The following is a 24,982-nucleotide window of genomic DNA, read 5'->3' as shown; positions in this document are numbered from 1 at the left end:
CAGTGCTGTCACAAAACTGTTGGCGGTTTTGACGCGACGTACACGTCCTGTTGGTAGACCCACGCGCCGCTCCATGGCCCTTTCCTTCGATACGACGCGATGCCTTCGATGACTCCTGTTCCGTGCCGAGCCGTCCGCCTCCCGCTGCGCCTGCATCCGCTGGTGCTGGCCCTGGCGGCGCTGCCGCTGCCGCTGTTCGCGCAGGAGGCGGCACCCGCGCCCAGCGTGAACATCAATGAGTACATCGTGCGCGGCAACACCGTGCTCGATCCGCGCCAGATCGAACGCGCGGTCGAGCCCTTCCTCGGTCCGGGAAAGACCCTGGCCGATGTCGAGAAGGCACGCGATGCCGTCAATGCGCTGTACCAGCAGGCGGGGTACCAGTCGGTCTACGTGGAGTTGCCCGAGCAGCAGGTCAGTGGCGGCGTGGTGCTGCTGAAGGTACAGCAGACACCGATTGGCCAGCTGCGGGTCGTGGGGACGAAGCACGAATCGCCCGAACGCATCCGCGAACGCGTACCGGCACTTGCCGAGGGCAAGGTGCCGGACTTCGACCAGGCGCAGAAGGAACTGACCGCACTGAATGAGGGCGGGCGTCGCCAGGTGATGCCGCTGGTGCGCGAAGGCCAGGTGCCGGGCACGATGGATGTGGACCTGCAGGTCGAAGAGAAGTCGCCGTGGCGTGCCAGCGCGTCACTCAACAACGACCACAGCGCCGACACCGAGAAGCTGCGCCTGAGTGCGTCGCTGGCCTACGACAACCTGTGGAAGCGGGGGCACAGCGCCAACATCGGCGTGTACCTGGCGCCGGAAGATACAAAGCAGGCCAAGGTGTTCTCGGCCTCGTACACGATGCCGTTCGAAGGCACGCCGTGGAGCCTGGAAGGTTCCGGCTACAAGTCCGACAGCCGCGTGCTGAACGCGGGCGGACAGGTCGGTACCGGCACCGGAACCAATGTGATCGGCAACGGCCATTCGATCGGTCTCAAACTCAACTATCGACTGGCCGGCAGCAGCCAGTGGTGGCGCCAGCTCAGCCTCGGCGTGGACTTCAAGGACACCGAGGAAGACACGCAGATGGGCAAGGAGAGCCTGAAGACGCCGCTGAAGTACGCGCCGATCACCCTGGGGTTTGTCGGTGTGCGCCAGGGCGAGCAGGATCAGTTGAGTATCAATACGCAGCTGGTGGCCGGTACCCGTCGGCTGTTCGGCTATGGCAGTGATGCCATCGGGTTCGGGCAGAAGCGCTACTGGGCAGACCCCAGTTTTGTCGCGTTCAAGGCGGAAGTCGCCAACACGCACACGTTCAGCAGCGACTGGCAGTGGTATGCACGCGGCTCGTTGCAGGTGACCGATGCGCCGCTGGTGTCGGCAGAGCAGTTCGCCGCTGGTGGCATGTACACCGTGCGCGGCTATCTGTCGGCCGAGGCGATCGGCGATTACGGCGGCCTGGCCAGCCTGGAATGGCGCACGCCTGCGTGGTCGCTGTGGAGCGGCACCGACCTGCGTGTCTACAGCTTTGCCGACGCGGCCTACCTGCGCCTGCGCCAGCCGCTGCCCGAACAGCGCGACAAGTACAACCTGGCCTCGGTCGGTCTGGGCGCGCAGCTGCGCCTGGGTGAACACCTCCAACTGCGCCTGGACTACGCCTGGCCGTATGCCGATGGCCCGGTCACGCGCAAGGACGACCCACGCCTGCATTTCAACATCAGCACCAGTTACTGACCCTTCCCTTGAACATGCGTTCTCCGGAGACCCTTCGCATGGACCGTTTGCTTTCCCGAGTGTTGTTGCTGCTGGCCGCGCTGGTTGCGCTGCCGGTCGCTGCGGCCGATGCCAATTGGTGGCACGCCGAATGGAAGTACCGCAAGCCGATCACTGTCGACGCCGGCCCGCAGGGCGCGGGCCTGGCCGGTGATCCGGGTCGCACGCCGCTGCTGCTGCGCCTGCACACCGGCAACTTCGGCTTCGACGGCACCCAGGATGCGGGCAACGACCTGCGCTTTGTCTCGGGTGATGGCCGCACCGTGCTGGCCCACCAGATCGAACAGTTCGATCCCAAGCTGGGCCTGGCCCTGGTCTGGGTGGACGTGCCGGCGGTCAGCGCTGCGGCACCGCAGACGATCTGGATGTACTACGGCAATGAAAAGGCCCCCGCCAGCGGCAACGGCCAGCAGGTGTTCGATCCGGACTATACGCTGGTCTACCACTTCGCCGAGGCCAATGCGCCGGCACGCGACACCACCGCTTATGGCAACAATGCCGGTGCCGTGGTGCCGCCATCGGAAGGCTCGGTGATCGGCCGCGGCGTTCAGTTGGGTGCAGCCCCGCTGCCGCTGCCGGCCAGCGCATCGCTTGCGCAGGAGGCGGGCGCGCCGCTCACTGTTTCGGCCTGGATCAAGCCAGGCAGCAACAACGCTGCACAGGCGATCTACGCGCGTCGCGACGGTGCGTCCGAACTGGTGCTGGGTATCGAAAACCGGGTGCCGTTCGTGCAGCTCAATGGCCAGCGCAGCACGCTGGCGCAGCCGATTCCGGAAGGGCAGTGGGCGCATGTCGCGCTGACCGCAGAGAAGGGTGCACTGCAGTTGTACCTCAATGGCCGCGTGGTCGCCCAGCTGAGCGGCGAGCTGCCGGCGCTGACCACCGCGCCGGTGGTGGGCGCCGATGCGCCGGGCGCGGTGCAGCCGCTGGCCAGCTTCGAAGGCGCGCTGGATGAGCTGCGTATTTCGCGCGTGGCACGACCGGCCGCGCTGCTGCTGGCCGATGCCACTGCGCAGGGCGCCGACTCGCGCCTGATCAGCTACGGCGCCGACGAACAGTCCGCCGGGCAGAGCCACTTCGCCTTCATCCTCAAGGCGATGCCGTTCGACGCCTGGGTGGTGGTCGCCATCCTCGGCCTGATGATGCTGCTGTCGTGGGCGATCATGATCGCCAAGGGGCGGCACTTCGGCCGTACCAGCAAGGCCAATGCAGTGTTCACCGAGAGCTTCGGCAAGCTGTCGGGTGTGCCGCTGCGCACCCTGTCCGACATGGACCGCCAGGGAAAGGCACCCACCGCGATGCACGACGGTTCGCTGTGGCGCATCTACCAGGTGGCCATCGATGAAATGCAGCAGCGCCACCAGCGCGACGGCAATAGTGGTTATCTCAGTGGCGCCACCATTGCGGCGATCCGCGCCTCGATGGATGCGGTGATGGTGCGCGAGCAGGAAGCGATGGCGCGGCGGATGAACTGGCTGTCGACCACCATCGAAGGCGCGCCGTACGTGGGCCTGTTCGGTACCGTGATCGGCATCATGCTGGTGTTCGTGGTGGCGGCGATGGCTGGCGCGGTGGACATCAATTCGGTGGCGCCCGGCATGGCGGCGGCGCTGCTGTGTACCGCTGCCGGCCTCGGCGTCGCGATCCCGGCGCTGTTCGGCTACAACTACCTGGGCGCGCGTGCCGAAGCGATCGGCGCGGACATGGCGGTGTTCATCGACGAGTTCGCCGCACGCCTGGCCGAAGAGCAGGACGGGCGCGGCCCGGCCGCGGTCCAGGGCTGAGGGGCACGCCATGGGCCAGAAGGCGAAGTTCGGCATCAAGAAGCGCGAGAAGGGCATCAACGTGACGCCCTTCGTCGACGTGCTGCTGGTGGTGCTGGTGATCTTCATCCTGACCAGCAACGCCTCCATCCCCGGCATCGAGGTCAACCTGCCGAAGGCCAGCAACAGCGTCGCGCTGGAGAAGCCGAAGACCAAGGCGATCACCATCGACCCCAGTGGACAGGTGTTCCTGGATGCCTACCCGGTGACGATGGCCGAACTGGAAGACCGGCTGCGCACCGAGCGCGCGACCACGCCGGATTTCCCGGTGATCGTGCGCGGTGATGCGCAGGTGCAGTACGCCCGCGTGGTCGAGGTGCTGGACCTGCTGCGGCGGCTGGAGCTGGCCCAGGTCGGCCTGGTCACCGGCAAGGCGCAGGGCTGAGGCATGACGGCCCATCAACCCCCTCGGCCGGAGCCCGGCATGCGCGGTCGCCAGTTGCTGGTGACCGTCGCGCTGGTGCTGGCCGCGTTGCTGGTGCTCGGCATCGCCGTGTGGTGGATGCTGTTCAGGGACACTGCCAGTACCCGTCGGCCGGTGGTGCAGCCGCCGATGCTGGCGCTGCCGCCGCCCCCTCCGCCGCCGCCGCCGCCACCGGAAAAGCCGCCGGAACCCGAAACGCCGCCGGAAGAGGCCATTCCCGAGCCGGAGCCGCTGGATCAGCCGACGCCGGCCGAAGAGCCGACCCCGACCCCGGACAACGCCGACCCGGTAACGATGAATGCCGATGCGCAGGCCGGTGGTGACAACTTCGGTATCCAGTCCGGCAGTGGCGGCGGTTCGTCCGGCGTTGGCCGTGGTGGCGCCGGCAACGCTACCTACGGCCGCTACCTGGGCTACCTGATGCAGCAGGCGATCTCGCGCGACGACAAGGTCAAGCGCCTGGCGTTCCAGCTGCAGGTGAATGTGTGGCTGGCCAACGACGGCCGCCTGGAAAAGGTCGAACTGGTGCGTGGCAGTGGCAACGAGGAGGCCGACGCGGCCGTGCTCGATGCACTGCGTCGCATCGGCAAGGTCGACCAGGCACCCCCAGCGTCGCTTGATTTCCCCGCCCGCGTGCTGATCCAGGGCCGCCGGCCCGGGGCCTGATTCCCGACCTCCGTGATTTCCCTTCTTTCGATGAGAACCGTGATGAACGACCACGTCCGCGCACGAACCGACTCCCGCCGCCCGCGGCCGGCCCGACGGGCGCTGCTGTGCTGCGCCGTGCTGCTCAGCCTGGCCGCCCCGGCCGGTGCGATGGCCGCCGAAACGACCATGGTCAAGCTGATCAAGGGCCTGATCGCCAGCGGCGCGCTGAAGCCCGAAGACGGCCAGGCATTGCTGGTGCAGGCCGAGGCTGAAGCAGCGGCCGCCCAGCGCGGTGCAGCCACCGCACCTTCGGCCGCCAGCGGTGGCGTGGCCCTGGAGGCTGGCGACGTGCGCGTGCCCTACGTGCCGCAGAGCGTGCGCGACGGCATTCGTGACGAAGTGCGCCAGGACGTGATGGCGCAGGCCAGGTCGGAAGGCTGGGCGGCACCGAACGAAGTGGCCGAATGGACCAAGCGAATCAAGGTCACCGGTGACATGCGCGTGCGCAGCGAGTCGCGCTTCTTCTCCGAACGCAACAGCGACATCGTGAGCAACTGGTCGTCGATCAATTCCGGCAACGGCTTCGACACCAACACCAACACCAACCTGCAGCTGCCGCCACTGCTGAACACCCGCCAGGACCGCCGCAACCTGTGGCGCATCCGCGCCCGCCTGGGCATCGAGGCAACCATTGGCCAGCACACCACGGCCGGCGTGCGCCTGGCCAGCGGCAGCAGCAATGGCCCGGTGTCGACCACCGAGCAGCTGGGTGGCGGCCTGAGCAAGAAGGACGTGTGGCTGGACCAGGCCTGGCTGGCCTACAGCCCGGCTGACTGGGTGACGGTGCGCGGCGGCCGCTTCGGCAATCCGTTCTGGACCAGCGACACGCTGTTCTCCAACGACCTCAACTTCGATGGCCTGGCCGCGAACCTGAAGTATGACTTCGACGATGGCGACCTCGACCTGTTCGGCAACCTCGCGGTGGTGCCGCTGGAGTACACCTCCGACAGCTCGCCGAGCCAGAGCAAGGTCAAGACTCCGAACGAGAACAAGTGGCTGTCCGGTGCCCAGGTAGGTGTGAACTGGCGCTTCAATGACGAGAATACGTTGCGCGCTGCATTGGGCTACTACGACTTCAAGAACATCAGCGGCCGCCTGTCCTCACCGTGCGCCCTGTACGCGGGTGCGGTGGGCTGTGACACCGACTGGTCGCGCCCGGCGTTCATGCAGAAGGGCAACACCCTGATGCTGATCCGCGACATCGCGCGCAATCCGCTGGACCCGGCCAACACGCCGACCCCGCAGTACGTCGGCCTGGCCTCGGCCTTCCGCCTGGCTACCTTGAACCTGCGTTGGGACACGCAGCTGGCACAGGGCGTCGGTCTGCGCCTGGACGGCGATTACATCCGCAACCTGGCCTACGACAAGCAGGCCATGTTCAGCCGCGCCCAGAACGGCATCGTCAACAACTACGGCGCCGGCGGTACCGCCAGCATCGACACCTTCCGCAGCGGCGACACCGCCTGGATGGTGCAGGCCACCTTCGGAGCCACCGAGCTGAAGGAGAAGGGTCAGTGGCAGGCGCTGCTGGGCTACAAGCACATCGAGGCCGATGCGCTGCCGGACGCCTACAACGATCCGAACTTCCACCTGGGCGGTACCAACGCCCGCGGCTACTACGTGGGCGGTGCCTACGCGCTGGACGCGCGCAGCTGGATCAGCGGCAAGTGGATGGCGGCCAAGGAAGTGTCCGGTGCGCCGCTGTCGATCGACGTGTTCCAGCTGGAGTTCAACACCGGCTTCTGAGTGGCGGCGTGATGCGGATCACGTAGTGCGTGGCGGGGGCGCAGCGATGCGCCCGTCTAAGGAAAGGAGACCACGCGTTGTTCAAAAGGAGGAGTGGATGAGCCGTCGCAAGCTGTTCGAGAGTCCCGAACCGTCCAGCCAGATGCTGGGTGTTGGGCCGGCCTATGTTTCCGTCGAGGGCCTGCGCCAGCACCTGGCCGAGTTCCTGCTGTATGCAGGCCGGCCGGTGGTGATCATGCGCGGGCGCAGCGAGGTGGGCTATTTCCTGCCGGCGCGCTGCTGGCGCCAGCGTGACGATGATCCGCTGGCCGCCGCTGCCGCCGACCAGCTGCTGGATGCGGCCGGTTTCCAGGCCGAAGACATCCAGCAGGTGGAGCAGGAATTCAACGCGATGCGCCAGCGCACCGTGCTGCATTCACGGCGCTGAGCTTTCGCCTCTACAGTAGATCCACGCCATGCGTGGATGGGGTTACGCTGCAGCCCCACGCTCACTGGTGATGCGCGCACCCTCGCGCATCACCAGGGTCACCGGGGTCTTTTCCACCACCTCCAGCAACCGCTGCCACTGCGCATCGCTCAGCTCGGCGCTGGCATGCAGCACGCGGTGCACATGGAAGCGACCATCCGCGTCACGTTCCGAACGCAGCTCGGCATGGAACTCGCCCAGTTTCCAGCCCTTGCGCTGCGCGTACATGCGCAGGGTGATGGCGGTGCACGCCGCCAGCGAGGCCAGGTACAGGTCGAACGGTGCGAAGCCCTTGCCCTGGCCGCCCAGTGAGGCGGGCTCGTCCGCATCCACAGCGAATGTGCCATTGCTGATGTGGTGCAGGTAGTTGTCGGCGGTTGAAACAATGCGTGCGTAGGCCATCACGTTCTCCATCTATCTGTGGCGTCGAGCCATGCTCGACTGCTCCAAAAGGCGGCGCCGGCCAGGACCGGCGCCGCCATCCAATCACTCGGTACGATCGTACGAGAACTGGATGCCTGCCGTACCCCCGGTTTCAATGAAGAGGTTCATGAAGGCCGGCACCGTTTCCGAACGGGCCCAGTCGCGCTGCAGCTCGCAGAACAGCTGTGGCACGCTGATCAGCTGGCCACCGGCCTGTTCGATGCGGCGCAGCGCCGCATCGTGCGCGGCCAGCGAGGTGCCGCCGACGGCGTCGACCACCACATACACCTCATAGCCTTCCTTCAACGCATCCAGGGCCGGGAAAGTCAGGCACGCCTCGGTCCACAGCGCGGTCATGATCAGCTTGCGGCGGCCGGTGGCTTCCACCGCCTTGCGGAACTCGACGTCCTCCCAGGAGTTGATGGTGGTGCGGTCGTAGGTGGGGTAGTCACCCAGCACCTTGCGCAGCTGCGGAATCGGCGGCTTGTTCAGGCCGGTCTTGACGTTCACCGTCGAATGCACGATCGGCAAACCATAGGCGACGGCGGCTTTGGCGGTGCCGACGATGTTGTTGACCAGCAACTGGCGGTCCATCGAGGCGATGGAGTTCACCTGCACCGGCTGGTAGTCGATGATGATGAAGGCGGAATTCTGCGGGGTCAGCAGATGATCGCTGACCGGGTCGCGGATCGGTTCACTGGACATGGTGGGTCTCCTGTTCAGGGGGGGAGCCGGCGACTGGCCGGCACGAAGGCCACTCAGCTGCGCTGCGAATCCAGCTGTTCGTGGTTCTTCTGCACGTCCTGCGCCTTCAGGTAGCTTTCGATCAGCAGCTGGTAGTTCGGGAAGATCTTCGTGTAGACCTCGGCCCACTGCTGGGCATCGTCGCGGTTCCAGGTGCGCTGGATCTCCGAGGCCACCGCGGCGGTGTCCATCGGCACCACGCCTGCCTGCACCACGCGGGCCAGGGTGATCTCCTCGGCCATCTTCGAGTAGGTGCCGGACGCGTCGATGACTGCGAACACCTGGTAGCCATCGGCAACGGCGGCGATCGACGGGAAGGCCATGCACACGCTGGTGATGGTGCCGGCAATGATCAGCTGCTTGCGGCCGGTGGCCTTCACCGCGGCAACGAATTCCGGGTTGTCCCAGGCGTTGATCTCACCCTTGCGTGCCACGTACTGGGCATGCGGGGCCGCGTCGTGGATCTCCGGGATCAGCGGGCCGTTCGGGCCCTGCGGAACAGAGGCGGTGGTGATCACTGGCATCTTTGCCAGCGTGGCCATCTTCGCCAGCGCGGTGGCGTGGGCGCGCACGCTGGTGAACGGCATGTCACCGATGGTCTGGAACAGGCCGCTCTGATGGTCGATCAGCAGCATCGCGGCGTTGTCCGGATCGATCACCGGGCGGGCACCGTTGAAGTTGGCGGGGGTACTCATGGTCAGTCTCCTGGAGAAGGTGGGCGATGGCCCGGAAGGTGCGGCGGGCCAATGCCCGCCGCATTGAAACGATCAGTGCGCGATCTGGCCGAAGCGGCCGCTGTTGAAGTCGTTGACCGCCTGCGCGATCTCGGCCTGGCTGTTCATCACGAACGGGCCATAGCCCACCACCGGCTCGTCGATCGGTTCACCGCTGAGCAGCAGCACGGTGGCGTCGCTGTCGGCGTCGACGAACACGTCCTCGCCGCTGCGGTCGAAGGTGACCAGCTGTGCCTCGCCGACCGGCTGGCCGCCGTTGATCCGCACCGTGCCCTTCAGCACCACCAGCGCCAGCGTGCGGCCATCGGCCACCGGCAGTTCGGCGTGGTGGCCCTGCCGCAGGCGGATGTCCCAGACATTCATCGGCGTGTGGGTGCGGGCCGGGCCGGCATGACCGTCGAAGCGACCGGCGATGATACGCACGCGGCCGGCGCCTTCAGGCAGTTCAACCGAGGGGATCTGTGCGTCGAGCAGGGTCTGGTAGCCCGGTGCACCCATCTTGTCCTGCGCGGGCAGGTTCACCCACAGCTGGACCATGTCCAGCGTGCCGCCCCGCTTGCTGAACTCCGGTGTGTGGAACTCCTCGTGGAGGATGCCGGAGGCCGCGGTCATCCACTGCACGTCACCCGGGCCGATGGTGCCGCCGGCGCCGGTTGAATCGCGGTGGGCGACCTCGCCCTCATAGACGATGGTGACGGTCTCGAAACCGCGATGCGGATGCTGGCCGACCCCGCGCGGGGTATCGCTGGGGGCGAAGGTATAAGGGCCGGCGTAGTCCAGCAGCAGGAACGGGCTCAGGTGCTGGCCGTGGGTGTTGTAGGAAAACATCGAGCGGGCGGGGAATCCGTCGCCCACCCAGTGCGGGCGCGGGGCGCTGTAGGTACCGGTGACACGCTTCATGGCGATCTCCTGGCCGGGGCTGCCGGCCGCTGTTCTTCGTTGCAGGAGACGATATCGCCGCGACAATTGGGCCGGTAGACGCTAATATTTGCCGTCATAGTCCTATCTGGTGAACAATGGGTGCGCGCCTTGCGCCACAGGAGATCGCCCCGTGTTCATCGCTGATATCCGCCGTTGCGACCTCAACGACCTGTTCTACTTCGCCATGGTGGTCGAGCACGGCGGCTTCTCGCAGGCCGGCCGGGCGCTGGCCATGCCGAAGTCGAAACTGAGCCGGCGCATCGCGCTGCTGGAGGAACGGTTGGGCGTGCGCCTGATCCAGCGCTCGACCCGGCGTTTCTCGGTCACCGAGGTTGGCCAGGACTACTACCGCCACTGCAAGGCGATGCTGGTCGAAGCCGAAGCGGCCGAAGAAGCGATTGCGATGTCGCGCGCCGAGCCGCGCGGCACGATCCGTCTGGCGTGCCCGATCGCGATCCTGCATGCGCGCATCGGCACGATGCTGGCCGACTTCCTGGCCCAGCACCCGCAGGTGACGGTGCAGCTGGACGCCACCAACCGGCGCGTCGACGTGGTGGGCGAGGGTGTGGACGTGGCGATCCGCGTGCGGCCGCCGCCACTGGAGGACAGCGACCTGGTGGTACGCGTGCTGGCGCGTCGGGTCTGGTGTACCAGTGCCAGTCCGGCGCTGCTGCAGCGGCTGGGCACGCCGCAGGTGCCGGCCGACCTGGCGATGATGCCGACCGTCGATCTGGCATCGCCCAGCCAGCAGCATGTATGGGAATACACCGGGCCGGGCGACGTGCTGGCCAGCGTGCATCATCGCCCGCGGCTGGTCAGCGATGACATGATCGCGTTGCGCACCGCTGCGGTGGCCGGGGTGGGGTTGCTGATGCTGCCGCGGATGATGATCAGTGACGAACTGGCCAGTGGCGCGCTGGTGCCGGTGCTGCCGGAGTGGGTGCCCAAGCACGGCATCGTGCACGCGGTGTTCCCGTCGCGACGCGGCCTGTTGCCGGCGGTGCGTGCACTGATCGATTACCTCGCCGAACGCTTCGAGGCGCTGGAGGAACCCTAGCTCTTCCATCCACGCATGGCGTGGATCTACTGGATCCGCCACCGCCTGGTAGATCCACGCCATGCGTGGATGATCCTGGTGCCGCGCGACGGGCCTTCGCTTGCCGCCTGCGGCCGTGCAGCCCACAATCCACGTCCGGACCGTCGCCATCACGCCCATCATTCCCCGGTCCGGCCTTGGCACCTATGTCTCCCAATGCCCTGGCGCTGGTCGAGCTGCTGATCCGCGAGCGCCGTGCGTTGTCTCGCTTCATCGCGCGCTATCTCGACCCGGCCAGTACCGAGGACACCCTGCAGAACCTGTACCTGAAGGCCAGCAGCGTGCCCGGCGATCCGCCCATCCTGGAGCCGCGCGGCTATCTGTACCGGATGGCCTACCATCACGCGCTCAACCGCAGCCAGTCCGACGCCCGCGAGCGGCGTGCCATGGCCGAGTACGCCCTCGACATGGCCGAGGCGGGCCACGACGGCGAGGCGCAGGCGCTGGACCAGGCACAACTGCGCGAGATCACCCGGACCATCCTCGCGCTGCCGGCGCAGGTGCGTGAGTGCTTCGTGCTCAACCGCTACCTGGGCCTGAGCGAGCGCGAAATCGCCGCCCGGCTGGGTATCTCCAAGAGCCTGGTCGGCAAGCACGTGCTGCGCGCGGCGCTGTTGATCCAGCAGCACCAGCAGGGACTGCATCGATGAGCGGCGATTGCCGTGGGCAGATCGCGCCCGCCGTTGTCACAACAGGAAGGCGCACCCGTTCGTGGTGCGGCAGGCCACAACCATGACCACGTCCGAACCCTCGCCGCGTCAGGCCAGGCAGGCGTTGCGCTGGGTGATCCAGTGCAGTGCAGGCCCGCTGCCGGAACGCCAGCAACGAGCCCTGCAGCGCTGGCTGCAGGCCGATCCGCGCCATGCGCTGGCCTGGCGCCAGCAGCAGGCCTTCTGGCAAGGGTTGGATGCCGCCGGGCCCGACGTGCTGGCCGCGCTGCCCGGGTTGACGGCTGATCGCCAAGGGTTGCGCCCGATCGCACCGCGCCGCCGCCTGCCCTGGCTGCTGGCCAGTGCCGCGGGGGTGGTGCTGATGGTTGCCGCTGCGCCACACGCGCTGCTGCTGGCACGCAGTGACCTGCGCAGCAGCGATGCACCGCGCGTGGTGCAATTGGAGGACGGCAGCACCGCCGTGCTCGATGCGGGCACCGCACTGGCGGTTGCGTTCGATGGCCAGCAGCGGCACCTGCGCCTGCTGCGCGGCCAAGCCTGGTTCCAGGTGGCCCATGAGGCGCGACCGTTCCAGGTCGAGGCGGCGGGCGGCCTGGTCCGTGACATCGGTACCGCCTTCAGTGTGTCGATGCTGGATACCACGGTCACCACCGAGGTCAGCGAGGGTGTGATCGACGTGCGTCCGGGCGATGGCAGCGTACAGCGCCTGCATGCGGGGCAGTCACGCGTGTTCCGTGACGGTCGCTGGCTGCAGCCAATGCAGCTGGAAGATGCCGAGACCATGGCGCCGTGGCGGCGTGGCGAGGTAGTGATCGACGATCAGCCCGCCGCGCAGGCCATCGCCGATCTGGCGCGCTACCGCCGTGCCCCGGTCTGGGTACTGGGCGGGCAGGGCGCAAGCGTACGGGTCAGTGGCCTGTTCCACCTGCAGCAACCGGAGACGGCCATCGACGCGGTGGCCTCGCAGGCAGGACTGCGCGTGCAGCGCTTGCCCGGCGGCGCGCTGGTGCTGTGGTGAGGCCCGCGCAGCACCCGGATGAACGGGTCGCATGAAAAAAACATGAAAGAACCGTGGGCAACTGCAGTGCCCCGCTGTCTATAGAGGTATAGCCAGAGCGAAACACCGTTTCTCCTCAAGCCAGACATGCCACCGGCACCGGATGTGCCCGTGGTTCCGCCACGCTTGAGGAGTTCCCGTCCATGCCGTCCACGGCAGCCGCCTGTCATCGTCGCGCCACCGCTCTGGCCCTGGCTGTTTCCACCGCATTGCTGCCGCTGGCCTGGGTGCCGGCCGTGCAGGCGCAGCCGGCGATCGTCGCGCCGGTGCGGCAGTACACCATTCCGGAGCAGCCGCTGGCTGATGCCGTACGCGCCTTTGGCCGCCAGGCCGATGTGCAGGTGGTGTTCCGCAGCGACCTGGTGGAAGGCCGCCGCTCCAGCGCAGTGAAGGGTGAGTACAGCCAGATGCAGGCGCTGCAGCAGCTGTTGCGCGGCAGCGGCGTGCGTGCACAGCGCGGCATGGACGGTACCTGGAGCCTGCGGGCCGCAGCGGAGGCGGGTGAGGGCGAAGGGGTGCGGGTGACCGAAACACTGGACGTGGCCGGTCGCCTTCAGTCGGAAGGGGGGGAGGCCCGCGATCGGCGTGGCTACGACGATGTGTTCGCGCTGGACCTGACCACGGCGTATTCGGGGCGCGACCGGGTGGAGCGTTACCGAGGCTCCAATCCGGCCGACGTGGTCAAGGATCTGGTCGGCGTGTTCAGTGGCGATGCGCGCAACAGCGGCGCGCTGGACGTCAACATCCGTGGCATCCAGGGGCCCGGGCGGGTGCCGGTCAGCATCGACGGCGGCGAACAGGCGCTCACGGTCTGGCGTGGCTACAACGGCGTCAGCAATCGCAACTACATCGATCCCAACCTGATTGGTGGCATCCAGATCATCAAGGGGCCAGGGCTGGTGCGCGATGTGCACAGCGGGATCGGTGGCGCGCTGGTGATCAAGACCATCGACGTCGATGACGTCGTCGCTGCCGGCGAGCGCTTCGGCGGGGAGCTGAAGATCGAAGGCAGCAGCAATGCGGTGGCACCGCGCCTGCCGCGGCTGCACACCGGCGAGGACTACCGCACCGTGCCGGGTTTCCCGCAGGGCTCGCCGAACTCACCCTACGACGACCGCACCCTGGTGGTGCCGGTGAAGTCGCGCAGTGGCAACAATCCCTTCGATGGCGAGGACCAGGCCTGGCGCCTGGCGCTGGGCGTGCGTGGCGACAACGTCGACCTGATGGCCGCCTACGCCTGGCGCAAGCGCGGCAACTACTTCTCCGGGACCCAGGGCAGCGCCTACTACGAACAGGACCAGCGCGAGCAGTTCGAGTACCAGGGCATCGACTACATCACCACGCTGGCGCGCTACTTCAAGCCCGGCGATGAAGTGCCCAATACCTCCAGCGAACAGGAGTCCTGGCTGGTCAAAGGCAGCTGGCAGATCAACGATGACCAGCAGTTGAAGGCGACCTGGCGGCGCACGCTGTCGCACTACGGCGAGATCATGCCGTCTCGCATCCTGTCGGCCCCCGACTACGGCCGCATCCAGTGGCCGCTCAGCCGGGTCGATTCGGATGCGTGGAACCTGGAATACCGTTTCCAGCCCGCCGGCAGTCGTTGGCTGGACCTGTACGCCAACCTGTGGCGCACGGAGACGGACAGCGATACCTACAGCGCTGGCGGCTTCCCGAACTTCGCAGTGGGTAATCCGGCGTGGAATCCGGACGCCAGCCCGATCCTGCGCAACACCGCGCTGGCCAACGCGCGCAATGACCGCACCGGCCTGATCCTGAGCAACCGCTTCGCGCTGCATTCGACCCTGGACCTGACCGTGGGCGGCAACTGGCAGTACGAGAAGCTGGGGTCCCGCGATCCGTACTTCGGCACCACCGATGGCTGGCGCATGTTCCCGCGTGCCGGGCGCCGCCAGGAGGGTGAAGGCTACCTGACCCTGGAGTGGCGGCCGGTCGACTTCCTCACCCTCAATGCAGGCGTGCGCTACAGCCGCTACTGGGCCTTCGACGATTTCCTTGAGGCGCACCCCGAGCTGCTGAACAAGGGCGTAGGTGGCAAGGAAGCGCAGTACACCGTGAACGAACTGCCGCCTCGTCCCGCCAATCTGCAGGCCCGCATCGACGCGTTGGAAGCACGCCGCGCCGTATGGGAAAAGCGCGGCATGGGCTGGTTCATCGACGACAGCATCCGTGCGTTGCTGGCACCGTACGAGACGCCGCGTCCGGTCCGGTACACGCGGCCCTGGCTGCCCGATGCCGATGGCAACTACACCCGCGCCGGCAATCCCTGCCTCAATGGCGAAGTGGCGGCCGTTCCCGGCGTGCAGCCGGTGTTCGCCGGCAGCGACCAGGTCTGCAACATCGGCAACAGCGTACAGTCGCAGCCGGTCGATGGACGCAACAGCCGCCGCCGCGACCATGCCTGGCTGCCGACCTTCTCGGCCACTGCACACCTGTCCCCGGCCGCCCGGGCCTACGTGCGTTACAGCGAAGCGGTGCGCTTCCCGAGCATGTTCGAAAGCACCATCGCCTTCTCCGGCAGCCTCAATCCGCTGCATGCGCTCAAGCCCGAGCACGCCTACAACTACGAGGTGGGCTACGTGCACAACCTGTCGGCCCTGTTCGGCAACACCGCCGATGCCGACGTCAAGCTGGCGTACTACGTGCACAAGACCCGTGACGTGATCGAACGCGATGGCAACTTCCTGTTCGACAACATCGACAAGCAGACCATCCGTGGTATCGAACTGCAGGCCCGCTTCGACAACCGGCGCTTCTTCACCGATCTGGGCATCACCCGCACGCTGGAAAACGAGGTGTGTGACGAGAGCACGGCGGTGCTCCTGGACGCGAACCGCGGCCTGGTTCCGAACTGCGTGCAGGATGGTTTCGTCGGTGGCTACCTGCTGACCCAGGCCATTCCCAGGCTGTCGATCAACGGGTCGCTGGGCACGCGCCTGTTCGATGAGCGCCTGGAGCTGGGCAGCCGCATCGTGCACTACCAGCGGCACGAGAACCCTGACCTGCAGGCCTACCGTGATCGCCTGCTGAGCGGCGGCAGCGGCCTGCTCTGGCAGAACGTGCCGTTCACCTGGGGAAACATCACCACCGTCGATGCCTATGCGCGCTGGCGCTTCAACGAGCATGCCAGCGTCGAACTGGTCGGCAGCAACCTCGGCAACCGCTACTACGCCGATCCAGCCACGCGGTCCACGCTGCCAGCCCCGGGTCGCACCCTGAAGCTCGGCGTCACCGCGCGCTTCTGATCTCCCACCTTCAAGCGTTGTACCCGTAGTTCCCTCAACCAAGGAGCAATACCATGAAAATGATCTCCCGTTCGGTGCTCGCCGTTGCCGCCTCGCTGGCTCTGGTCGGTGCCGCGCATGCTGCCGATATCGTCGGTGCCGCCAGTGCCAGGACCGATGCCGAGCTGTACGTGGCGGTTGGTGAATCGCAGGTCAATGGCGGCCCGCACCGCGCTGGCAAGGCCGGCATCGGTGTCGGTACCGTGTCCCAGGCCAAGCCGGTGGACTTCCAGGGCCTGAGCGCCTACTCGGCACCCACCACCGTCAATGGCGTGACGGTACGTACCCTGGCCATGCCGATCACCGGCGCACCGGGCAGCCACGCCGGCATGGGCCACTTCAACTTCGTCAAGGTCGGCAGTGGCGATGTCTGGTTCGGCGAATGGTCCAAGGATGGCGCTGCCGGTGGCTTCAACAACCGCCAGGTCTACTTCGTTGGTGACCGCGCCGGCACCACGCTGCCCGCCGGCGTGGCGTCGTACGCCGTGGCCGGCCTGAACAAGTTCAACGGCAGCAACCTGCTGAGCGGCACCTTCGACGCCGACTTCGGCGCCGGCACGCTGGACGGTGCGCTGTCCGGCAATGGCCTGACCCTGGCCATCGTTGCCAACATCAACAGTGCCGATGCATCGTTCGCCGGTTCGGCCAACGTCAATGGCAGCGTCAACGGCACCACCCAGGGCCAGTTCTTCGGCGCCAACGCCGCCACCCTGGCCGGCATCGCCACCTTCGCCGGCAACAGCCAGTACGACACCGCCTTCGGCGGCAGCAAGAACTGATTGCCACGCCCCTGACGGGGCAGGGCAGGGACAAGCCGCGATCCGCCAGTCCCTGCTTCGGCCCGCTGCATGCATCACCACGGATCGACCATGCGCCATCCCATCTTCCTTGTGATCCTGTTGCTGGCGGCTGCCGATGTGTGCGCCCAGCAGGATGATCTTCGTCGTGTGCTGGAGCAGGGCAGCGAACTGCGCCACCAGCAGCAGGACCAGCAGCGCCTGCAGCAGGCCGAGTCGGCGCGACCGACCATCACCATCGACGGCCAGACCCTGCGCGTGGAGCGCACGGTCGACGATCTGGGCCAGGCGCTGTACCTGTCGTTGCAGCATCAGCAATGGGGTGCAGCGCAGCGCTTCCTGGACGAATACATCGAACTGCCCGGCCACGACCCGTTGCTGCGCCACTACGCGCAGGGCGGCCTGGCGCGGGTGGCCGGCAATCACCACCGCGCGGCCAACGAGTACGAAGCACTGCTGGCGGCGCAGCCGGATTTCCTGCCGGCCCGCCTTGAGCTTGCACGTGTCTATGCCGAGGACCAGCGCGACCGCGATGCGGAGGCGTTGTTCACGGCCATCGCCGGTGGCATCAATGCTGACGACCCCGCCACCGCCGGTGTGCGCGGGCGGGTGGACGCCTATCTGGCTGCGCTGAAGGCGCGCAAGCGCTGGAAAGGAGCGCTGGCAGCCGGCCCGGCATGGAGCGACAACATCAACCGCAGCTCGGCCAGCCGCACCTGCTTGTTCGGAGTGGGCGACACCTGCATCATCCAGCGCAATCTTCCCGATGCCCAGCGCGCCATGGGCCTGGACTACGACGGCAACCTGGAGCGTCGCTGGGCACTGGCCGGGCATCACGGCGTCTATGTGCGAGGGCTCGCGTTCGGCCAGGCATGGCGCGGGCACAGCGCCTACAACGAGCTCAATGCGAGCGTGCAGGCGGGCTATAGCTGGCGCAGCGCACGGCATACCCTGCAGATCGCGCCGAGCTATGACTACCAGGGCCTGGGCAACCGGGCTCTGCAGGGCGGCAGCGGGCTGCATGGCGAATGGCAATATGCACTGGACGCGCGCAGCCTGCTCAGGCTGGAGGCCGACTGGAAGCGCCAGCGCTATCGCCAGCGCGGCCTGGCCAGCAATTACGACGGTGAGCTGGCCGCAGTGTATGCCACCTGGTTCCGTGCGCTCAACCCGCGCTGGACCCTCTTTGCCGGGCTGGACCTGAGTGACAGCCGCGCCGCCAATCCGGCCAACGGTTACCGCCAGCGTGGACTGCGCCTGGGGGCGGCGCGCCAGTGGACGGGCACCACCGCCACCGTGTTCGTGTCGTTGCGCGAGCGCGACTACGATGCGTGGAGCCCGCTGCTGGAGGCGCGGCGTGAGGACAGCGAACAGAACCTGATTGCTGTCGTGCGCAGCGAGCACCTGGCGGTGGCCGGGCTGGTACCCAGCCTGAGCCTGCGCTACGCGCGCATCGACAGCAACGTCGGCTGGCTGTACAGCCACGACCGCAGCCTGCTCAGCCTGAAATGGGAACGGGCCTTCTGAACGCGCCGCTGCGCTGCCACGGTGAACGCGCCGTGGCCGCGATCTTCATTCATCATCACGCGCTCTTGTAGCCCGTTTCGCGCATCCTTCGGGTGTTGCGGCAGAGCTGGGCCGCGTGTATCGAGGAGCGCCGGTCGTGCTGGAAGCGGGCAACAAACCAGAGGGCCTGAAAGGGCTGCGTGTACTGGTGGCGGAGGATGAATTCGCCATCGCGATGTTTCTGGTCGACTATCTGGAGCTGAAAGGCGCACAGGTGGTGGGGCCTGCCGGTGACCTGCAGGCGCTGGGGCGGCTGGTCGATACCCATCCCATCGATGTGGCATTGCTGGACATCAACCTGGGCGGTGAGCAGGTCTATCCGCTGGCCGATCGGCTGGCCGAGACGGGTATCCCCTTCCTGCTGACCTCCGGTTACGACGACAACCTGCCCAGCCGCTTTGCCAGCGCGCCGCGCTGTACCAAGCCTTATCACATCGAAGCGCTGGTGCAGCAGCTGGCCGCGCTGGTGGCGGCGCCGCAGGTCTCTGCGGGCATTGCCTGATTGCGCGGCATGTCGCGCCGTCCTGAAGACATCCACGCCGCCAAGCTGCGTGGCCAGATGCCACCTGCACCGCAGCTGCATGTGCGCCACGATGGCATGGCCGCGCGCATCGCCCGCCACGACTGGTCATCCACGCCGTTGGGTGCCTGCGAGCAGTGGCCGCCCCACCTGCGCGCCACCGTCGACCTGATGCTGGCCCATGGTTTCCCGATGATCGTGCTGTGGGGTGAGCAGCTGGTGCAGCTCTACAACGATGGCTATGCCGAGATTCTGGCCGACAAGCATCCCGGCGGGCTCGGCCAGCCGACCCGCGAGTGCTGGCCCGAGGTCTGGCATATCAATGGGCCCATCTACCAGCGCGTCTGGCAGGGCGAAACCATCACCTACGAGGACAAACTCTATCCCCTGGCGCGACGCGGGCGGTTGGAGGATGTCTGGTTCACCATTACCTACAGCCCGATCCGTGGCGAGGAAGGGCGCATCAACGGCGTGCTCGTGACCATGTTCGAGACCACAGCGGCGCATGTGGCCCAATCGGCACGCGAGCGCGAAGAGCAGAAGCGGCGGGAGGCGGACCGGCGCCTGGCATTGGCCTTCAAGGTGCTGCCGGTGGGCGTCTGCATTGTCGACACCGAAGGGCGCCTGCAGCTGTCCAACGACCAGATGCGTGCCTACCTGCCCAGCGGCAAGGTGCCCTCCACGGATGAGGTGAACCTGCATCGCTGGCGTGGCTGGCATGCGGACGGCAGCGCCATCGGGCCGGAGGATTTCGCCATCGCCCGTGCGATGCGCGGCGAGACCGTGGTGCCGGGGCTGGAGTTCCAGTATCTGCATGACGATGGACGCGCGCGCTGGACCCGGGTCGCGGCCGCGCCCCTGCGCGATGGCGACGGTGAGGTCAGCGGCGTATTTGCCATCGCCGTGGACATCGACGATCTCAAGCGTGCCACCGAGCGCCAGTCTGTATTGCTGGCCGAACTGCAGCACCGGGTGCGCAACATCATGTCCACCATCCATGCCATTGCCTGGCGGACCCGCGAGTCGGTCAGCAGCGTGGATGAATACGCTGAACGGTTGTGCGGGCGACTGATGTCGCTGGCGCGCACGCAGAGCCTGCTGACCCGCGGCGCCAATGCCGGGGTCTGCCTGCGTGGCATGCTCGATGAGGAGATCGCGGCGCAGACGCCGGCAGCGGCGGCCTACCGCCTGCAGGGCGAGGATGTGCTGCTGCCGCCGAAGGCGGCCGAAGTACTGTCCCTGGCGATCCACGAGCTGGCGAGCAATGCCCTGCGGCATGGCGCACTGACCCATGAGGATGGCCGGATCGAGGTGACCTGGGATCTGCAGGTTCAGGCCGGCCAGCCATGGCTGGGTCTGCACTGGTGTGAGCGCCATGCCGAAGTGGAGGACTGGGAGCAGCCCCGGCAGCGTGGCCTTGGCCGGGCGCTGATCGAGCAGCGCGTGCCCTACGAACTCGCCGGCAGCGGCGAGCTGCGCTTTGGCCCGCAGGGCCTGGACGCCTGGATCCGCTTTCCGCTGCGCGAGCGAGACAGCCTGCTGCAGACTGATGCTCCCGGCGCGGCGGCGGGCGGTTCCGGCAGGTAAAAGTCCATTTATTCCCAATTGGGCCAAATTGGGCATAATGGCCTCAACTGTCCCCGTCTGGAGCCGTGCCATGACCCTGCCGCTGGATCTGCCTGGCCTCGAAAAGGCCCCCGCGTCGTCGGTGAAGACCCGTGGCTGGCCGAGCCTGATGCGCACCGTGCGCGAGAAGCAGGCGCTGGTCATCACCAACCACAACCACCCCGAAGCGGTGATCGTGGACATCCGCACCTACCAGGAACTGCTGGCCAAGGCCGCTGGCGGCGATGCCGGTGAGCGCAGCGAAGAACTGCTGCGCCTGCGCGGTGAGTTTGACCAGACCCTGGCCAGCCTGCAGCGCGGGGAGGGGCTGGGCAAGGTGCTGGGCCAGCCGATCCGCCGCGGTCGCAAGGTCACCCTCGGCCGCCCGCTCTGACCGATGGGGCGGATCCTGGTGCTTGCCGGCGTCAATGGCGCCGGCAAGAGTTCGCTGCTGGGTACCTGGCTGGAAGCCGAAGGGCTGGGCTGGTTCAACCCCGATTCGTTCACCCGGCGCCTGGTGGAGGCCGGCTGGCCGCTGCCCGATGCCAATGCGGAGGCCTGGCAGGAAGGCACCCGCCGCCTGCGCCAGGCCATGGCCGATGGCACGGACTTCGCCTTCGAGACCACGCTGGGCGGCAACACCATTCCAGGTCTGCTGCGCGAGGCCTGTGAGCAGCATCATGTGGCGGTATGGTTCTGCGGCCTGGCCAGCGTCGAGCTGCACATCGCCCGCGTCGCTGCGCGGGTAGCGGCCGGTGGCCACGATATTCCGGTGGAGAAGATCCACGCCCGCTTCGATTCGGCGCGCGAGAACCTGCTGGACCTGCTGCCACACCTGGCCGAGCTGCATGTCTACGACAACAGCGCTCCCGCCGACGCCGACGGCTGCGTCGAGCCGCTGCCGGTGCTGGCGATGGCGCATGGCCAGCTGCAGTACCCGGTCTCGGTGGCCGAGCTGCTGCATACGCCGGATTGGGCCAAGCCCATCGTGATGCGTGCGATGGAATTGAACACCTCGGATTAGATCCACGCCATACGTGGATACCTTTCACACATCGCGCGAAACCGCGCCGTGCACGACTGCCACCGGAGCTGCGGTTAGACTGACCGCACACTCAAGGAGGATGACATGCACGGACCTGCGACGTTCCGCTCCAGTTCTATCTGCCTGGTGCTTGCCGCGCTGGCGCTGTCCTGCATGCCGACGATGGCAGCGTCGCCTGCCGCCAAGCGACCATCGCCGCCCAGCCTGGTGCAGGCCTTCCACGCCGCCGAAGCCAACCTGCGGCTGATTCCCGGCGGCGACATTGAATCCGACTTCCGCCCGGTTTGGACCGCTGTTGCCGATCTCGATGGCGAAGGCCGTGCCGAGGTCGTGTATTTCTACACGTCCGACTATTCCGGCGGCAGCTTCGCCCAAAGCAACGTTGTTGCGGTGATGACGGCGCTGACGGCAAACGATCCGCGCGGCCAGGAGAACCCGAACAGCCTGTCGCCGGTGGAAGCAGAGGACTATGCCGCCATCCGCAGGTATGGCTATGCTGACGACGCGGCTGAACAGATTCCAGGCGCCATCCGTGCCATCCGCATCCAGGGTGATCGCATCGTTGTCGATTTCACTGTCAGTGCCGGCGCGACGGTCTGCGAATGGAAGAGCCCGAACCGCCACGTCTGTCCGCCGGACGGAAACTACACATGGACGCTGCGTTGGACGCCGGGGAAGCTGACTCACATCAGGAAATAGCGCCAGGGAGTGCCGGGCGTATTCGCCCGGCGCCACTGGCCCCGTAGGTCCACGCCAAGCGGGGACCGCGTTCTGCGGCCGGCCTCAGGCCGGCTTCACCTGCTCAGGCTCCGCAGCCTCCGGCAGTGGTGGCAAGGTCGGGTCCACCGTTACCGGCACATCGCTCTTCAACAACGCAGCGGCTTCCCTGTCGCTGCCCACTGCCGGCGGTGAGCCACGCAGCGGCAGGCCGGCGGTCTCCTTCACGAACAGCATGGTCACCAGCCCGATCACCGCCGCGCCCATCAGGTAATAGGCCGGCACCAGCGGGTCGCCGGTACGTTCCACCAGCCACGCGGTCACCAGTGGCGTGGTGCCACCGAACAGCGACACCGACACGTTGAATGCGATCGACAGCGCGCTGTAGCGCACCGGCGTATAGAACAGCGCCGGCAGCGTGGACGGCATCGAACTGGTGAAGCACACCAGTGCCAGGCCCAGCAGCATCAGGCCAAGGAAGATCAGCCCGTCGTTGCCGCTGCCGACCAGCAGCAGGCACGGAATCGCCAGCACCAGCAGCGCGATGCAGGCACCAATGATCATCGGTCGGCGGCCCAGCCTGTCACTGAACAACCCGCCGACGATGTTCAGCGGCATCATCACCAGCATCACGATGATGATCAGCAGCAGGCCCTTGCTCTCGGCATAGCCCATGGTGACGCTGAGGTAGCTGGGCATGTAGGTCAGCAGCATGTAGTCGGTGACGTTGAACACCAGCACCAGGCCCATGCACACCAGCAGTTGGCGACCATGCACCTGGAACAGTGCGCCCAGCCCCGGCCGGTCGTGCTCGCGCTTCTCGGCTTCTTCGGCGAACGCGCGGAACGCCGGGGTTTCCTCCAGCTTCATGCGCATGTACAGGCCGAGCAGGCCCAACGGGCCGGCCACCAGGAATGGAATGCGCCAGCCCCAGTCCAGCATCTGCTCGCTGCTCAGCAGCATGTGCAGCGCAGTGACGGTACCGGCGCCTGCGATGTAGCCGCCCAGCGTGCCGAACTCCAGCCAGCTGCCCATCAACCCACGGTTGCGGTCGGTGGAATACTCGGCGATGAAGGTGGCCGCACCGCCGTACTCGCCACCGGTGGAGAAGCCCTGCACCACGCGCGCCAGCAGCAACAGCACCGGCGCCCAGATGCCGATGCGCTCGTAGGACGGAATCAGGCCGATGGCAAACGTGCCCAGCGCCATCAGGATCATGGTGAACGCCAGCACTTTCTGGCGGCCGTAGCGATCCCCCAGCGGGCCGAACACAAGGCCGCCGAGCGGACGCACCAGGAACGCCACGGTAAAGGTGGCGAAGGCGGCGATCACCTGTGCGGTGGGGTTGCTGGACGGGAAGAACACCTGGCCGATGGTGACGGCCAGATAGCCGTAGACACCGAAGTCGAACCACTCCATGGCATTGCCGAGTGCGGCGGCACCGACGGCGCGCTTGAGCATGGGCGTATCGACGACGGTGATCTCATCGACCTTCAGGTGGCGGCGGCGCTTGAACCAGCCGAAATGGGCATGTGCATCGGGGGTGTCCTGCATGGGGGCTCCCTGGGAGGTTTGAAATGGAGAAAACGGCGGCATGCGTGGATGCACGCGCACGGCGAGGCACCGCCGTGTCGGCGGAAGCACGGCAACGGGACCACGACGGCCGCGCGGTCAGCGGCGGGGAATCACAGCGATGCGGGGGATGCAGGCGAAGTGCCTGCGGGCGTCATCCGCCAGGATCCAGCGCGAGGCGATGGATGGGCGGAGCAGGAACATGCGTGGCAAGCGGAGCGCCGGTCGGCAGTGCTTTCCACGTAACAGGTGCGCCCGTCACGTAGTGGGTCGTGTCGATCATCCGTTCATCATAACGGCACGCGCGTGAGCGTGCAGCGAAGCGCAGTTGTCTGCACGCTGTGTTCCATCATGCCTGTTCATCTGCAAAGCAATGATGACGTGCGTTGAACGGAATCTGGTCGTGCTGCTCACATGCCGCCCTCTACGTTGTGGGCGAACGCAACAGAGAAGGAGCATCGCATGACCCGTCGCATTCCCGAAGGTACGCTTGTGGTTGTCGCCGATGGCGGTTCGGCCCGTGTATTCACCAATGTCGGCAGCGATCACCAGCTCGCCTTGAAGCAGGAAGGCGAACTGCGCCTGCAGGACATCAGCGAGCAGGGTGTATCCGGGCAGGGGCCTGCGGGTGCAGTGCCGAAGGACATGTCGGTATCCCAGCTCAACGAGGCGACGTTCGCCAAGCAGGTGGCGGAACAGCTCAATGAGGATGCGTTGAAGAACCGCTATGCACACCTGGTGTTGATCGCTGATCCGACCACGCTGGGACGCATCCGTCCGCTGCTGCACAAGGAAACCCAGGCCCGCCTGCTGGGCGACATCGCCAAGGACCTGACCAACGCGCCGTTGGCGGATATCCAGAAGGCGCTGGCGGCGTAGCGCGGATGCCATTCATGCGCGATCACCTGTCGGCGGAGCCCGACCGCTTGGATGTGGAGGCGCAGGTCGGCTGGCTGCTTCTCGAGTTTGGCGCGCCCTGGTGTGGCCACTGCCAGGCCGCGCAGCCCGCGTTGCAGGCCTTTGTCGAAGCGAACGATCTGCCGCACTGGAAGATCGAGGATGGCAAGGGCAGGCCCCTGGGCCGAGCGTTCAAAGTGAAGCTGTGGCCGACGGTGGTGCTGCTGCACGATGGAGACGAGGTCGCGCGGGTAGTGAGGCCGCTGGACAGCGCGGATCTCATGTCGTTGCAGGGCGCGCTTCCCGATTGAGGAGTGAACCGGGCGTTGCACGCGGGGCAGTCGCACTGCAGCATGCGGCGTGACAGGCCCGGTGCTAGCA

The 24,982-nt window shown here is 66.8% G+C and carries 24 protein-coding genes; 19 read left to right on the top strand and 5 right to left on the bottom strand.

Features of this window, described 5'->3' with window-relative positions; genetic code table 11:
• Nucleotides 1-108 precede the first annotated feature (108 nt).
• The 6 genes from AC5P7E_RS07615 to AC5P7E_RS07590 all read left to right on the top strand — a co-directional run bounded on the left by AC5P7E_RS07615 (nt 109) and on the right by AC5P7E_RS07590 (nt 6,892).
• Nucleotides 109-1,725, top strand: coding sequence for a ShlB/FhaC/HecB family hemolysin secretion/activation protein (locus tag AC5P7E_RS07615; protein ID WP_049470199.1), 1,617 nt, complete (start codon nt 109-111; stop codon nt 1,723-1,725).
• Between the two features lie 38 nt (nt 1,726-1,763).
• The gene (locus AC5P7E_RS07610) at nt 1,764-3,548 is read left to right on the top strand and encodes a DUF2341 domain-containing protein (RefSeq protein ID WP_114618341.1); all 1,785 of its coding nucleotides are present in this window, start codon (nt 1,764-1,766) and stop codon (nt 3,546-3,548) included.
• Between the two features lie 10 nt (nt 3,549-3,558).
• Nucleotides 3,559-3,972, top strand: a complete 414-nt coding sequence (locus tag AC5P7E_RS07605; protein WP_005409874.1) for an ExbD/TolR family protein — start codon at nt 3,559-3,561, stop codon at nt 3,970-3,972.
• 39 nt (nt 3,973-4,011) lie between these two features.
• Complete coding sequence (locus tag AC5P7E_RS07600) at nt 4,012-4,677, top strand: TonB family protein (protein WP_038646013.1); 666 nt, start codon at nt 4,012-4,014, stop codon at nt 4,675-4,677.
• A gap of 42 nt (nt 4,678-4,719) precedes the next feature.
• On the top strand, nt 4,720-6,465 hold the full coding sequence (locus AC5P7E_RS07595) for a putative porin (protein ID WP_062607220.1): 1,746 nt from the start codon (nt 4,720-4,722) through the stop codon (nt 6,463-6,465).
• Between the two features lie 97 nt (nt 6,466-6,562).
• Nucleotides 6,563-6,892, top strand: coding sequence for a hypothetical protein (locus AC5P7E_RS07590; RefSeq protein ID WP_005409871.1), 330 nt, complete (start codon nt 6,563-6,565; stop codon nt 6,890-6,892).
• Nucleotides 6,893-6,934: 42 nt separating this feature from the next.
• On the opposite strand, the gene AC5P7E_RS07585 is transcribed toward AC5P7E_RS07590, so the two are convergent.
• The 4 genes from AC5P7E_RS07585 to AC5P7E_RS07570 form a co-directional block, all read right to left on the bottom strand.
• Nucleotides 6,935-7,333 (bottom strand): OsmC family protein, encoded by a 399-nt coding sequence (locus AC5P7E_RS07585; protein WP_024956504.1) that lies wholly within the window; start codon nt 7,331-7,333, stop codon nt 6,935-6,937.
• An 84-nt stretch (nt 7,334-7,417) separates the two neighbouring features.
• Entirely contained in the window at nt 7,418-8,059 is a 642-nt protein-coding gene (locus AC5P7E_RS07580) for a hydrolase (protein WP_024956505.1), read from the bottom strand.
• A gap of 53 nt (nt 8,060-8,112) precedes the next feature.
• Nucleotides 8,113-8,793: a hydrolase gene (locus tag AC5P7E_RS07575; RefSeq protein WP_005409868.1), complete on the bottom strand. Its 681-nt coding sequence runs from the start codon at nt 8,791-8,793 to the stop codon at nt 8,113-8,115.
• A gap of 72 nt (nt 8,794-8,865) precedes the next feature.
• Nucleotides 8,866-9,732 (bottom strand): pirin family protein, encoded by an 867-nt coding sequence (locus AC5P7E_RS07570; RefSeq protein ID WP_024956506.1) that lies wholly within the window; start codon nt 9,730-9,732, stop codon nt 8,866-8,868.
• A 151-nt stretch (nt 9,733-9,883) separates the two neighbouring features.
• Between AC5P7E_RS07570 and AC5P7E_RS07565 the strand changes: the two genes are divergently transcribed.
• The 11 genes from AC5P7E_RS07565 (at nt 9,884) to AC5P7E_RS07515 (ending at nt 22,114) form a co-directional block, all read left to right on the top strand.
• Nucleotides 9,884-10,810, top strand: a complete 927-nt coding sequence (locus AC5P7E_RS07565; protein ID WP_044570309.1) for a LysR family transcriptional regulator — start codon at nt 9,884-9,886, stop codon at nt 10,808-10,810.
• 185 nt (nt 10,811-10,995) lie between these two features.
• Complete coding sequence (locus tag AC5P7E_RS07560; RefSeq protein ID WP_044570308.1) at nt 10,996-11,499, top strand: RNA polymerase sigma factor; 504 nt, start codon at nt 10,996-10,998, stop codon at nt 11,497-11,499.
• Between the two features lie 82 nt (nt 11,500-11,581).
• The gene (locus AC5P7E_RS07555) at nt 11,582-12,538 is read left to right on the top strand and encodes a FecR family protein (RefSeq protein WP_044570307.1); all 957 of its coding nucleotides are present in this window, start codon (nt 11,582-11,584) and stop codon (nt 12,536-12,538) included.
• Between the two features lie 182 nt (nt 12,539-12,720).
• On the top strand, nt 12,721-15,843 hold the full coding sequence (locus AC5P7E_RS07550; protein ID WP_197596123.1) for a TonB-dependent receptor: 3,123 nt from the start codon (nt 12,721-12,723) through the stop codon (nt 15,841-15,843).
• Nucleotides 15,844-15,896: 53 nt separating this feature from the next.
• Nucleotides 15,897-16,661, top strand: a complete 765-nt coding sequence (locus tag AC5P7E_RS07545) for a Slam-dependent surface lipoprotein (RefSeq protein ID WP_005413626.1) — start codon at nt 15,897-15,899, stop codon at nt 16,659-16,661.
• A 90-nt stretch (nt 16,662-16,751) separates the two neighbouring features.
• Nucleotides 16,752-18,206, top strand: a complete 1,455-nt coding sequence (locus tag AC5P7E_RS07540; RefSeq protein WP_114618344.1) for a surface lipoprotein assembly modifier — start codon at nt 16,752-16,754, stop codon at nt 18,204-18,206.
• 136 nt (nt 18,207-18,342) lie between these two features.
• Entirely contained in the window at nt 18,343-18,747 is a 405-nt protein-coding gene (locus AC5P7E_RS07535) for a response regulator (RefSeq protein WP_024956513.1), read from the top strand.
• Between the two features lie 9 nt (nt 18,748-18,756).
• Entirely contained in the window at nt 18,757-20,352 is a 1,596-nt protein-coding gene (locus tag AC5P7E_RS07530; protein ID WP_005409859.1) for a sensor histidine kinase, read from the top strand.
• 70 nt (nt 20,353-20,422) lie between these two features.
• Nucleotides 20,423-20,764, top strand: coding sequence for a type II toxin-antitoxin system prevent-host-death family antitoxin (locus AC5P7E_RS07525; RefSeq protein ID WP_005413623.1), 342 nt, complete (start codon nt 20,423-20,425; stop codon nt 20,762-20,764).
• A gap of 3 nt (nt 20,765-20,767) precedes the next feature.
• Nucleotides 20,768-21,394, top strand: a complete 627-nt coding sequence (locus tag AC5P7E_RS07520) for an ATPase (RefSeq protein WP_024956515.1) — start codon at nt 20,768-20,770, stop codon at nt 21,392-21,394.
• 105 nt (nt 21,395-21,499) lie between these two features.
• On the top strand, nt 21,500-22,114 hold the full coding sequence (locus tag AC5P7E_RS07515) for a hypothetical protein (RefSeq protein ID WP_329761710.1): 615 nt from the start codon (nt 21,500-21,502) through the stop codon (nt 22,112-22,114).
• Nucleotides 22,115-22,198: 84 nt separating this feature from the next.
• Here the strand turns inward: AC5P7E_RS07515 and proP are convergent, their stop codons facing one another.
• Nucleotides 22,199-23,686 carry a glycine betaine/L-proline transporter ProP gene (gene proP / locus AC5P7E_RS07510; RefSeq protein WP_044570299.1) on the bottom strand — a complete coding sequence of 496 codons (1,488 nt, stop codon included), beginning with the start codon at nt 23,684-23,686 and terminating at the stop codon, nt 22,199-22,201.
• Between the two features lie 480 nt (nt 23,687-24,166).
• Between proP and AC5P7E_RS07505 the strand changes: the two genes are divergently transcribed.
• Together AC5P7E_RS07505 and AC5P7E_RS07500 are read left to right on the top strand one after the other, a co-directional pair.
• Nucleotides 24,167-24,583, top strand: coding sequence for a host attachment family protein (locus AC5P7E_RS07505; RefSeq protein WP_005409854.1), 417 nt, complete (start codon nt 24,167-24,169; stop codon nt 24,581-24,583).
• A 5-nt stretch (nt 24,584-24,588) separates the two neighbouring features.
• Nucleotides 24,589-24,912 carry a thioredoxin family protein gene (locus tag AC5P7E_RS07500; protein WP_012480421.1) on the top strand — a complete coding sequence of 108 codons (324 nt, stop codon included), beginning with the start codon at nt 24,589-24,591 and terminating at the stop codon, nt 24,910-24,912.
• Nucleotides 24,913-24,982 lie beyond the last annotated feature (70 nt).

It is taken from the genome of Stenotrophomonas sp. YJH_SMC_25, from assembly GCF_059369595.1.
This window is presented reverse-complemented; position numbering and strand designations above follow the sequence as displayed.

Excerpts from the sequence above, each read along its gene's own strand:
- proP (WP_044570299.1), bottom strand. The coding sequence starts at position 23,686 with ATGCAGGACACCCCCGATGCACATGCCCATTTCGGCTGGTTCAAGCGC.
- AC5P7E_RS07525 (WP_005413623.1), top strand. The coding sequence starts at position 20,423 with ATGACCCTGCCGCTGGATCTGCCTGGCCTCGAAAAGGCCCCCGCGTCG.
- AC5P7E_RS07560 (WP_044570308.1), top strand. The coding sequence starts at position 10,996 with ATGTCTCCCAATGCCCTGGCGCTGGTCGAGCTGCTGATCCGCGAGCGC.
- AC5P7E_RS07555 (WP_044570307.1), top strand. The coding sequence starts at position 11,582 with ATGACCACGTCCGAACCCTCGCCGCGTCAGGCCAGGCAGGCGTTGCGC.
- AC5P7E_RS07520 (WP_024956515.1), top strand. The coding sequence starts at position 20,768 with ATGGGGCGGATCCTGGTGCTTGCCGGCGTCAATGGCGCCGGCAAGAGT.
- AC5P7E_RS07505 (WP_005409854.1), top strand. The coding sequence starts at position 24,167 with ATGACCCGTCGCATTCCCGAAGGTACGCTTGTGGTTGTCGCCGATGGC.
- AC5P7E_RS07500 (WP_012480421.1), top strand. The coding sequence starts at position 24,589 with ATGCCATTCATGCGCGATCACCTGTCGGCGGAGCCCGACCGCTTGGAT.
- AC5P7E_RS07515 (WP_329761710.1), top strand. The coding sequence starts at position 21,500 with ATGCACGGACCTGCGACGTTCCGCTCCAGTTCTATCTGCCTGGTGCTT.
- AC5P7E_RS07585 (WP_024956504.1), bottom strand. The coding sequence starts at position 7,333 with ATGGCCTACGCACGCATTGTTTCAACCGCCGACAACTACCTGCACCAC.
- AC5P7E_RS07580 (WP_024956505.1), bottom strand. The coding sequence starts at position 8,059 with ATGTCCAGTGAACCGATCCGCGACCCGGTCAGCGATCATCTGCTGACC.
- AC5P7E_RS07600 (WP_038646013.1), top strand. The coding sequence starts at position 4,012 with ATGCGCGGTCGCCAGTTGCTGGTGACCGTCGCGCTGGTGCTGGCCGCG.
- AC5P7E_RS07540 (WP_114618344.1), top strand. The coding sequence starts at position 16,752 with ATGCGCCATCCCATCTTCCTTGTGATCCTGTTGCTGGCGGCTGCCGAT.
- AC5P7E_RS07595 (WP_062607220.1), top strand. The coding sequence starts at position 4,720 with ATGAACGACCACGTCCGCGCACGAACCGACTCCCGCCGCCCGCGGCCG.
- AC5P7E_RS07570 (WP_024956506.1), bottom strand. The coding sequence starts at position 9,732 with ATGAAGCGTGTCACCGGTACCTACAGCGCCCCGCGCCCGCACTGGGTG.
- AC5P7E_RS07610 (WP_114618341.1), top strand. The coding sequence starts at position 1,764 with ATGGACCGTTTGCTTTCCCGAGTGTTGTTGCTGCTGGCCGCGCTGGTT.
- AC5P7E_RS07575 (WP_005409868.1), bottom strand. The coding sequence starts at position 8,793 with ATGAGTACCCCCGCCAACTTCAACGGTGCCCGCCCGGTGATCGATCCG.
- AC5P7E_RS07550 (WP_197596123.1), top strand. The coding sequence starts at position 12,721 with ATGCCGTCCACGGCAGCCGCCTGTCATCGTCGCGCCACCGCTCTGGCC.
- AC5P7E_RS07545 (WP_005413626.1), top strand. The coding sequence starts at position 15,897 with ATGAAAATGATCTCCCGTTCGGTGCTCGCCGTTGCCGCCTCGCTGGCT.
- AC5P7E_RS07605 (WP_005409874.1), top strand. The coding sequence starts at position 3,559 with ATGGGCCAGAAGGCGAAGTTCGGCATCAAGAAGCGCGAGAAGGGCATC.
- AC5P7E_RS07590 (WP_005409871.1), top strand. The coding sequence starts at position 6,563 with ATGAGCCGTCGCAAGCTGTTCGAGAGTCCCGAACCGTCCAGCCAGATG.
- AC5P7E_RS07530 (WP_005409859.1), top strand. The coding sequence starts at position 18,757 with ATGTCGCGCCGTCCTGAAGACATCCACGCCGCCAAGCTGCGTGGCCAG.
- AC5P7E_RS07615 (WP_049470199.1), top strand. The coding sequence starts at position 109 with ATGACTCCTGTTCCGTGCCGAGCCGTCCGCCTCCCGCTGCGCCTGCAT.